Annotated in this window: 10 protein-coding genes; 3 read left to right on the top strand and 7 right to left on the bottom strand. The window is 37.5% G+C overall.

Going from position 1 to position 10,429, the window contains the following annotated elements; translation table 11 throughout:
- Positions 1–34: 34 nt before the first annotated feature.
- Positions 35–943, bottom strand: a complete 909-nt coding sequence (locus tag ACTQ46_RS08405; protein ID WP_441748933.1) for a ketopantoate reductase family protein — start codon at positions 941–943, stop codon at positions 35–37.
- A 218-nt stretch (positions 944–1,161) separates the two neighbouring features.
- A complete protein-coding gene (locus ACTQ46_RS08410) occupies positions 1,162–2,493 on the bottom strand; it encodes a hemolysin family protein (RefSeq protein ID WP_441748935.1) in 1,332 nt (443 codons plus the stop codon).
- Between the two features lie 460 nt (positions 2,494–2,953).
- Here ACTQ46_RS08410 and ACTQ46_RS08415 point away from each other — a divergent pair, with 460 nt between their 5' ends.
- Together ACTQ46_RS08415 and ACTQ46_RS08420 are read left to right on the top strand one after the other, a co-directional pair.
- Positions 2,954–4,135, top strand: coding sequence for a 3D domain-containing protein (locus ACTQ46_RS08415; RefSeq protein WP_441748937.1), 1,182 nt, complete (start codon positions 2,954–2,956; stop codon positions 4,133–4,135).
- A 56-nt stretch (positions 4,136–4,191) separates the two neighbouring features.
- Positions 4,192–4,584, top strand: a complete 393-nt coding sequence (locus tag ACTQ46_RS08420) for a hypothetical protein (protein ID WP_441748939.1) — start codon at positions 4,192–4,194, stop codon at positions 4,582–4,584.
- A 2-nt stretch (positions 4,585–4,586) separates the two neighbouring features.
- On the opposite strand, the gene ACTQ46_RS08425 is transcribed toward ACTQ46_RS08420, so the two are convergent.
- Genes ACTQ46_RS08425 through ACTQ46_RS08445 form a run of 5 tightly spaced genes read right to left on the bottom strand, consistent with a single transcriptional unit; the run spans position 4,587 to position 9,461 of the window.
- Positions 4,587–5,372, bottom strand: coding sequence for an NYN domain-containing protein (locus ACTQ46_RS08425; protein WP_441748941.1), 786 nt, complete (start codon positions 5,370–5,372; stop codon positions 4,587–4,589).
- A 3-nt stretch (positions 5,373–5,375) separates the two neighbouring features.
- The gene (locus tag ACTQ46_RS08430) at positions 5,376–6,293 is read right to left on the bottom strand and encodes an NTP transferase domain-containing protein (protein WP_441748942.1); all 918 of its coding nucleotides are present in this window, start codon (positions 6,291–6,293) and stop codon (positions 5,376–5,378) included.
- A gap of 21 nt (positions 6,294–6,314) precedes the next feature.
- A complete protein-coding gene (locus tag ACTQ46_RS08435) occupies positions 6,315–7,949 on the bottom strand; it encodes a nucleoside kinase (RefSeq protein ID WP_441748944.1) in 1,635 nt (544 codons plus the stop codon).
- A gap of 50 nt (positions 7,950–7,999) precedes the next feature.
- On the bottom strand, positions 8,000–8,281 hold the full coding sequence (locus ACTQ46_RS08440; RefSeq protein WP_441748946.1) for a GNAT family N-acetyltransferase: 282 nt from the start codon (positions 8,279–8,281) through the stop codon (positions 8,000–8,002).
- A gap of 22 nt (positions 8,282–8,303) precedes the next feature.
- Positions 8,304–9,461 carry a pyridoxal phosphate-dependent aminotransferase gene (locus tag ACTQ46_RS08445; protein ID WP_441748948.1) on the bottom strand — a complete coding sequence of 386 codons (1,158 nt, stop codon included), beginning with the start codon at positions 9,459–9,461 and terminating at the stop codon, positions 8,304–8,306.
- 109 nt (positions 9,462–9,570) lie between these two features.
- On the opposite strand from ACTQ46_RS08445, the gene ACTQ46_RS08450 reads away from it, so the two are divergent.
- The gene (locus tag ACTQ46_RS08450; RefSeq protein WP_441748950.1) at positions 9,571–10,287 is read left to right on the top strand and encodes an MgtC/SapB family protein; all 717 of its coding nucleotides are present in this window, start codon (positions 9,571–9,573) and stop codon (positions 10,285–10,287) included.
- Positions 10,288–10,429: the final 142 nt, after the last annotated feature.

Raw genomic sequence — 10,429 nt, forward strand, 5'->3', positions numbered from 1 at the left:
TAAGATATTTAATAAATTAGAATAGAATAATCCGTTATTTCTTTTCTTTTAATTCAAGGTCCTCTTTTATTTTTTTGTTGAGAGGGGTAGGAACACCGAGCTTTTCTCCTAACTCACAAATTTTCCCTGAAAAAGATCCGATTTCCATTTTCCGTCCATACTCTACATCTTGCGCCATGGAAGGTTTCATTTTTGGATCGAGCCCGTCGAGTATCTTTATCCATTTTTGAATCTCTTCTTCTGTAATTGCAATGCCCTTTTGATTTGCCACTGTTTTTACTTCTCTCATAATATCTATGGTAAGCTTCCTTATTTTAGGATCTTTCTGAAAGTCTTCATAGCTTCCCTCATATAGAGCCAGTACCTGATTGATCCCGGCATTAAGCATTAATTTGCTCCACAACTGAAGATGAATATCCGCCGGTGTATTCCATTCGATAGAAGCTTGGTCGAAGAGATTCTTTACCGCTTCAAGTCTTTTGCTTGGCTGATTGTTTTTTTCGCCAAGGCTGATATTACCTGTATTGCTGTAATAAAGGGATCTTCCATCTCTGGTAGCATCCATTCCTTGGGCTACTGCATAAAGTACAGCGTTTTCTCCAAATCTCTCTTCTATTATCTCTTCGCTGTCGATGCCGTTTAGCAAAGATATAAACAAAGTCTTTTCTCCTGCCAGGCCTACAATCTTCGGAAGAGTGTCTTTTACATGATAAGATTTCAATGAAACGATGATCAAATCCAGCTCTTGACTATCTTTTTCATAATCAAGATAATTCAGATTCAGCATTTTCCCATTTGAAAAAACACCTTCTTTTAAATATCTTTCTTTTCTTTCGCTGTCAACTAAGATATAGAGATCTTCTCCTAATACTTTCGATAGTTTTTCAGCATAAAGAATTCCTAAAGCACCCAGCCCCAATATTCCAACTTTTTCTATCTTCATTTTTTTATCCTTTCAGTCTATAAATTTCTCCGCTTCAGAGAATCCGACAATTAATAATTTTTTTGTTTAGCTTCCTATCCCTCGGGTAATTATAAATTGTCGTATTATTATCGCTTTTTACAAGTTTGAATAAAATTGCGTCATCCTTCTAAAAATTATGGACTTATTCTGTAAGACAAAAGGGGAAGAAAATATATATTTTCTTCCCCTTTTGTCATTTATTTCGAAATATTTTCTTTCATATTTTCTTCATCTGTTATTTTATGGATCGATACCTCTTCTACAAATCGGTTTTCTACTAATAATATTCTAAATTCATAACCGTTATATTCAAAGGTATAGCCTTGATCTTTTTCTGTAGGAAGATAACCAAGCTCCCCTATAATGAAACCGCTTAGTGTCTCAAAATCGTTTAAAGGAAGGTCTGCCTTTATTAAATCTTCGATCTTATCTAAAGAGACTACACCATCTGCCAGATACTGATTTTCAGCCACTTTCCGTACTTCTTCGATCTCGTCATGGTCGTACTCGTCAAAAATATCCCCGACGATTTCTTCTAATAGATCTTCCAAAGTGACCATTCCGACAGCACTTCCCCATTCGTCAAGAATGATTGCTACATAAAGCTTCTTTGACTGCATTACTGCAAAAAGACGGTCTGAGCGCATGGTTTCTGGAGCAAAATAGGGCTTTCTCAAAATCTTTCTTAAATCAAAGTTCTGCTTTGTATTGTTTTCATCCAATGTCAATAAGTCCTTTAAATGAAAAGTTCCGATTATTTTATCAATGGTTCCTTCGAATACTGGATATCTTGAATATCTTTCCGTAAAAGCAAGACGCTTTACTTCTTCATAGGTTGCATTCACATCTACAGATACCATATCCCTTCTTGTGGTCATAACATCTGTTACAGGCTTATTATCGAAATTGAAGATGTTTTCGATCATTACTTTTTCATTTTCTTGAATGGAACCTTCTTCTTCGCCGGCATCCACCATCAGTCTGATTTCTTCTTCTGTTACTTCGTTATCTTGTTTATTCGGATCGATTCCTACCGCTTTTACAATCAGATTTGTTGAAGCGGAAAGAAGGGCTACAATCGGCGATGTAATTCGGCTTAGTTTATGTATAAATCCACCCACAGCATAAGACACTTTCTCCGGGTTATTCATCCCGATTCTCTTCGGAACCATTTCCCCAACAACAATACTAAAGAAAGAAAGGATTAAGGTAATAATAACTACAATAACAACCTTAAAATTTTCTACTGGAACTTGAGGCGCAGTTCTGCCTATAAAATTGATCAGCATATTTGCAAAAGCTTCACTACCGAAGGCAGATGTCAAGAACCCTGCAAAGGTTATTCCGATTTGAATAGTGGATAAGAATTTATTCGAATCCTGCAAAAGATGATACAGCGTTTTAGACTTTGCATCTCCTGCTTCCGCCCTGTTTTTTACCTTTTTTTCGTTGAGACTGACTAGAGCAATCTCACTCATGGCAAAGACTCCATTAACTAAGGTTAATAAGAATACTACCAAAAATATCATTTTTATTTTCATCCTCTCGTAAGGTATTATTTATCTACCTATTATCTTATTTTCTCATACAGGAAATAAACGGTCAAGACGGCTTGTTTCTTTTAAGATACCACTTTTTTATCGCCTTTCGGTTTTTGATTTTTTAACCGTTTTTTTCCATTCTCAGCTCTCATTGTTAACTTTTTGTAACTTTTGTTTTTTTCAAATTCTATCTTTCCACTTTTCTTGTAACCTTTTTGTAACCTTTGATTTTCAACATCTAAAGGACTCCTTTATTATAATGGTTTAATATAGTATGTATTTTTTATATTATAATTGCTGATTTTTCCTCTTTTAATCATTGACACTTATTTTTACTTTTTATAGAATAGCAATCGTAGTGAGAAATCAACAGGCACTGCTAAATAATACAAATAAATATTTAGTATTGAATTATAAAAAAATAAAAACAGAAAAAGGAAGTGTAAAAGTGGACACAAATTTTATTAAGAAAGTTGCCCTTTCAGGATTAATATTAGGGGCAGCATTTACTGTAGTTGTACCAAGCTACGCAGCAGAAAACGCAACAGTTGTTATAACAGAAGATGGTAAAGAAAAAATCTTTACAGGAATCAGCAAAGAAGCGCTACATATCAGAAGCGGAGCCTCTGTAACAGAAACATCTTTAGCAATCCTTCCAAAAGGAACATTCGTTAAAGGTACTGTCTATGAAACAGAAGCTACTAAAGAAAATCCTTACAAAGAATGGGTCAAGATCAAATATCTTGACATAGAAGGATATATCGCAAAAGACTTCTTAAAAGAAGCTGCAGGCAATCAAGCAAAATCAGCTCCTGCTAAAGTGAAAAATGTCGTTTCAACACCAAAAAAAGCAGTTGTTGCCGCTAAAAAATCAGAAAAAGCTCCTGTAAAAGAAACTAAGAAATATGTACAAAAAGCAGAAGCTGTTTCTAAAAAAGCAGCTGCAGCAGAAGAAAAAGCTCCTGTAAAAGAGTCTAAATTAGCAGCTGAAGAAGTTTCCGTTCAAAAAGAAAATGCTCCAGTTGCAAAAAAAGCTGTACAAGAAGCTCCCGTTAAAGAAGAAGCTCCAGTTTCTGAAACACCTGCTGTAGAAGAAAAAGCTTGGACTTCAGGAAACGAAAACGAAGAAGTACAAACTCCAGTTCAAGAAGAAGCACCTGTACAAGAGGCTCCTGTTAAAGAAGAAGCGCCAGTACAAGAGACTCCTGTTAAAGAAGAAGCTCCAGTACAAGAGGCTCCTGTTAAAGAAGAAACTCCAGTACAAGAAGCTCCTGTTAAAGAAGAAGCTCCAGTGCAAGAGACTCCTGTAGTAGAAGAGCCTGTTCAAGAAAAACCAGCTCAAGAAAACAACTCTGGATCTTATACAACTCAAATGCAGGCAACTGCTTATACTGCAACAGGAAACAGAACAGCAACAGGTACTGTTCCTAAAAAAGGTACTATCGCAGTAGACCCTGATGTTATTCCATTGGGAACTGAACTTTATGTTGAAGGTTATGGAAATGGTATAGCTGAAGATACAGGAAGTGCAGTTAAAGGAAATATCATCGACCTTTATATGGATAGCGAACAACAAGCTAGAGATTGGGGAAGAAGAAACGTAAACGTAACTATTTACAATTATAAATAAATAAAAAACGGATCTTGGATCCGTTTTTTTTATCTTTCTTTTTATGGAGAATTCTTATGAAAAAAATCTTATTCTTTTGTTTAATGCTCCTCCTTCTTGCAGGATGCGAAGAACGAACTATGAGATACACCGCAAAAGACTTAGAAAGCAATATCGAGCCTGCAAAGTGGATGGTATCCTTTTCAGCTCTGGACGGAAACTTAACGGAAGGTTTTATTGTCAATCCAAAAGAATACCCCTTTCTTCATTATGATATAGCATCAGGCGGAGGAAAGATGATTGTGCAGGTGAAGCAGGATAGCGAAATCACTGAACTTCCCCACGAAAAAGGAACCCTGTCTCTGGAAAAATTCCGAGAAGGATCCCTTTATCTTCAAATCTTAGGAGAAGGTGCAAAAGATGGCCGCATTTATTTTGAATGGTCTCACACAGATGCTCCTATGCCATAGCCTTAGTGTCCGTTTTTAACACGGATAAAAACCTGTTGGGTTTTCGATGCCGGATCATGGATTCTATCCAGCTCGAAATCTCCCAAAGACTCTATAAAAAGCGTCAGCTTCTTATAGCCGTAGTTGCGAACATCAAAATCCGGAAATCTCTTCGCCAGCTGATTTCCCACATCTGCAGAAAGAATCCATCCTTCTTCTCCAGAACCTTCCTGAATGATTGCTTTTAAGGCCTTTCGGATTGTTGCAAGCTTTGTTTGGGGTTCTGGATAATTCGATTTTCTTTTATGAGTTTTCTTATATTCTTTAAGAAACTCTTTTTTTATTCCATTTTCCTGCTGCTCTTTAATTTCGTCTTGATATAAAATATCTAGATATTTAAAAGAATGACATGCGGATATAAAGGCATTTGGCGTTTTGCTCTCTCCCATTCCGATTACATTTTTACCGGATTCCCTTAGACGGGAAGCCAGTCTTGTAAAGTCGCTGTCCGAGGAGACAAGGCAAAAGCCGTCTACTCCGCCCGTATATAAAATATCCATCGCATCGATAATCATCGCAGAATCCGATGCGTTCTTTCCGCTGGTGTAAGTATACTGCTGAATGGGATTGATCGAATGATCCAGAAGTACTTCCTTCCAGGACTGGTTTAAAGAGCTTGTCCAATCTCCATAGATTCTTCGGTAGGTAACAATACCGTAATTTGTCAGTTCATCAAAAATTGTTTTGATATATCGGCTGGAAATATTTTCCGAGTCGATTAATAAAGCATACTGCTGTTCTATACTCATCTTTTATTCTCTCTCCTCTATATAATCGCCGAAAAGTTCTTGAAACCGCTTATGGGCATATTTTTTTATCTCATTTTCTAATTCTAAATACCGATATAAAAATTCTTCGCCTTTTTCTGTAAGCTCGGTACTGCCTCCGTCTCTTCCCCCATGTCTTCTGTCGACTACTTTAAAACCCAGTTCCCTCTCCATTTCATTGATTATATCCCATGCCTTCCTCTTGGAAAGCGCCATATGCTGGCAGGTTTTACCCATGGTTTTCATTTCTTTTAAAAGCACAAGAAGAAGTTTCGCTCTCTCATCAAAAAACTTCTTTTCCCTCTCAAGGCGTACCTCAACATATTCGCTTAAGAGCTGATTTGTATGGTCTTTTAAAATATCATCAATCTCGCCTTTCTTATCTACCGTAGACAAAACTCCGCTGTCTTCGATATTTACAAATACCCGCTCTTCAGAAAAGCTTCTTATCGTATCTTTCAAAGATAAAGAGCTTTTCAAAATAGGCTGATACAACGCTTCTCTGATTAAAAGAGGATGTCCGCTTTTAAATTTATAAGAAGGTGTCACAAGATTTCCTTTCTCTTCGATCAGCTTTGTCAGAGTATTTGCTGTAAACATCGGTGTTACAGCCGGCGTATATAAAAGAGCATGGCATTTCGTACTTAAATACTTCACCCCGGCTTTTAACAAATCGATGGTTCCTTTTTTCTTTTCCTTCTGCAGATATATAATCGGGTATTTCTTTAAATTGCTGACCATATAATAAAGATCTATATCGCTTACAACAACAATGGGATCCAATCCTACCTGCTGATAGGTTAATATAATTCTTTCCAAAACGGTGATAGATCCTATTTTCATATTATTATCAAGCATTCCTTTCGAAAATAGAATCAACCCGCCAATTTTTTTATTTTTCAATTTTCCACTTCCTTATATCTTTTACACATCAAAACAGCTTCCCCCGATAAATTCTCTTAAAATAGAGTTCTTCGGAATAACATCTGTCTGTTTCGCTTCGAAAAAACCTAACAATCTTATCAGCCGCTGAGCATCTAAATAGGTGTCATGATTTACAGGAATTTCCTCTAATAAAGGCAGAAGATGATCTTTTAAAATGATCATTTCATAGATCAGCGAAGAATTGAACATCACATCTGCTTCTTCCTGATAGGGAAATACATTCTTTTCTTCTCCTCTGCGCACATGATTCCACTGTTTTAAAGTTGCTATCGCATCATGCCCCCTCGTATTGTGATCTCTTACAATACGTCTCATAAGTCTTAAATCCGACACATAGATACTATTATGATCATCCAGATTTAAAGGAGTCAGGGCGCTTACATAGATTTTGTATTTTTGATCTTTCGGGATCATACTGGTTGTAACTTCATTTAACCCGTGAATCCCTTCTAGTATAATAATGGAGTTTTCCTTCAATGAATATCGTTCTTCTGTAGTTTTCTGTTTTCCTTCGATAAAATCAAACACCCTTAAGTTTATTTCTCCTCCGGCAAGAAGTGTTAAAAGGTCCTTCTGCAAAGCCTCTACATCTACAGCTTCTACAGATTCCATAACCTCGTCTCCCTCTTTGGAAAGACTCTCTCGGCTTTTAAAATAATTATCCATTGCAATGGCCTTTGGCAAAAGCCCCAAAACTCTAAGCTGAATCGCTAAACGATTAGAGAAAGTAGTCTTTCCAGAGGAGCTGGGGCCAGCGATTAATATCAGCTTTGTCCGATCGATATGATCCTTGATTTCATCGGCGATATCGGAAATTTTCTTTTCCTGAAGCCCTTCTGATATTAATACGATTTCTTGAAGTTTCCCCAATTCTACCCTTTTATTCAATTCCCCTATACTGTCTATTCCTAGTATCCCTGCCCAAATTTCCATCTCGTTATAGACTTGGCGAAGTTTTGGAATATCCCAATGTGTCGGCTCTTCTTCTGGATTATACACACGAGGCAGCAGCAGTAGAAATCCGTCTTCAAACGATTCTAGTTTAAATTTATCGATATATCCGAAACTCGGGATCATAGGACCATAAAAATAATCATAAATGCCGCAGCTGTAATACAGGCTTATAATTTCATAGTCTACTGCATGACTTAATAGTTTATTTTTATCTTCCATATTCTGACGGTCGAATATTTTTTGAGCCAATTTTTTTGGGACCCGCACCTTTTCGATATACTCATCCGCCTGAACAATATCCCACATTTTCTTTTCGATTCTTTTGTAATCAATCTCTCCATTGTAAAGAATTCTTCCAAAAATCTCATTATTCATCGAGTGAATAATTTTCACTTTTGCATCTGGGTAAATCTCCTTCACTGCAATAATAAACAAGAAGGATAATGAACGCAGATAAACCCAATAACCCGGGAGATGAAGCCGTTCTAAAAAGGAAATATTTTTTCCCTCTCCGATTTTTTCATTTAAGCTTACTTCTTTTCCGTCGATAACTGCAGCTACCGGCAGATCTATTTCTGTCTCTAAAAGTTTCAGCACATCTTCTGCTGTACAGTTTTCATCTACATCCTTTGGTATACCTTCTACGATAATTCTCTTCATTATCTCCCCTCCTTGATTTATCCTATCCCCGGGGGAGGGTTCCCCCTTTTTTAAGCTTTATACTCTAATTCTTGATATTCTGGAATTTTATCGAACTTTCTTCTCACATAAGAACACTGAGGGATGATCTTAACCTTATTTTTCCTCGCAATCTCTACTAAACGATCCAGAAGAGTTCCGGCAATAGGCCCTCCCCGATACTCCGGTTCTACATAAGTATGATCAAAAATCCATACACCATTTCCCGTATCGCTGTAAGTGATTACACCAGCTTCCTTTTCGCCATCCAAGGCCACTATTCTTCTCGTCTCTTCTATATATTTATAATCCATGATGTTTGTCCTCCCTTTTAAATCATTTCTTTAACCGATTGATTCCTTCTAATCTTTCTAATACCCTAATTAAGGTGCTGTTCTTCTTTGCAAAGTGGATTCTCGCATATTTTTGAATATTTTCTCTGAAAAAACTAGAACCCGGCACCGCTGCAACACCGATTTTTGTCGTCAGATCTTTACAGAATTCATAATCGCTTTCGTATCCGAATGATGAAATATCCAACAGAACATAGTAAGCTCCTTGAGGATCCGTATGAGAAATCTTTAAACTTGAAAGACCTTGAAGAAGCAGATCTTTCTTTCTCCGATAATCTTCGGCGAGTTTTTCATAATAATCCCAGCCGAACTCCAAACCCGCCACCGCCGCTTCCTGAAGGGGTGCTGGAGCGCCTACCGTAAGGAAATCATGGACATTTCGTATCTTCTCGATAATATAAGGAGCCGCAATTACATATCCAAGCCTCCATCCTGTAATCGAATATGTTTTTGAAAGAGATCCGCAGGAGATCGTCCTTTCTCTCATACCAGGCATAGAGGCAATATATACGTGTTTATGAGGCGCATAGAGTATGTGTTCATAAACTTCATCGGTAATGACAAAAACGTCGTATTTTACGGCTAAATCCGCTATTGTTTGCAGCTCTTCTTTTGTGAACACTTTACCAGAAGGATTGGAAGGATTGCAGAGTATAAGAGCTTTGGGTTTTAATGCAAAGGCTTCTTCCAGCTCATTGGGATCAAAGGAAAACTCCGGCTCCTTCAAAGACACATAAATCGGTTCTGCGCCAGCGAGTATAGCGTCAGCCGAATAATTCTCGTAAAATGGCGAGAAGACCACCACTTTATCTCCTGGATTTGTTACGGCAAGCATCGATGCCATCATCGCTTCTGTACTTCCGCAGGTAACAACGATTTCTTTCTCCGGATCGATCTCCATATTCATAAAATGGGATTGTTTTTTTGCCAGGGCTTCTCTAAAATTCGCCGCTCCCCACGTAACACTGTATTGATGGGGACCTTCCATTGCCACTTCCGAAAGCCGCTGGAGCATTTCTTTCGGGGGATCAAAATCCGGAAACCCCTGTGCCAAGTTTATAGCACCAGCGCTGTCGGAAATTCGAGTCATCCTCCGAATCACAGAATCTGTAAATTGACTGCTTCTATTAGATAATATCATAATTCCTCCTGTAAATTGTCTTTAAAATAGTATTCTTTTGACTTCAAAGTAGCATAATGTTAAAATTAGGGAAATAATTTGTTAAATATCAATAAAGGAGAGTGAGATTTTGTATAGTTTAAGCCGAGAAGAAATTGTGGTTCGAATCATCGCCTCTATAGCAGTCGGCGCTCTCATCGGATATGAAAGAGAAATGAAAGGCCATCCTGCAGGACTGCGGACTCATATACTGGTGTGCATGGGAGCCTGTCTATTATCTTTAATCCAAGTAAACGCTACCTATCAGAGTATTCTTTTAGCCAGAGATCCTGAAGCCGCAAAAGTCTTATCTACGGATATGACAAGAATGACAGCTCAAATCGTAAACGGTATTGGTTTCTTGGGAGCCGGTACCATTATTTTAACGAAAAACAAAATCAAAGGCTTAACCAGTGCTGCATCTATTTGGACGACTGCCGCCATAGGAATAGCCATGGGTATGGGCTACTATTTTATGGGCTCTATCGCTTCTGTGATTATATTCCTTTCTCTTCTCTTGATGAAAAGGATTGTAAACTATCCTTTGATCTATTCTTTCACAATTTATTACAAGGATCAAGATCATTTAATAGAAGAAGTAGAAGCCTATATGACTTTAAAAAAAGCTATTATTATCAATAAACGCTACTCCTACGACATAAGAGACAATATCTTCTTCCACAAAAACCACTATAAAGTAGATCTTCGAAAGATCAGCTCTATTCCCAACTTCTTTTCCCAACTTTTTGAGTTAGGAAATATCGACTCCATCGACTCCACCGATTATGAAACAGACTCAAATGACTAATCTAGAAGAAGTGTGGAGTGTGACAGAGGGGAGCGATGGGTGTCAAGGTAGTTGACGGATTTCTTTTACAATATTTCAACTAATTCTAGAGGTTCATTTGCAGGAATTTGATAGTAAGATCTAAACTCATCATTTTCTTGCA

Origin of the sequence: Gallicola sp. Sow4_E12, from assembly GCF_052116305.1 — a bacterium.
In the GTDB taxonomy this organism is placed as follows: domain Bacteria; phylum Bacillota; class Clostridia; order Tissierellales; family Peptoniphilaceae; genus JBQKLI01.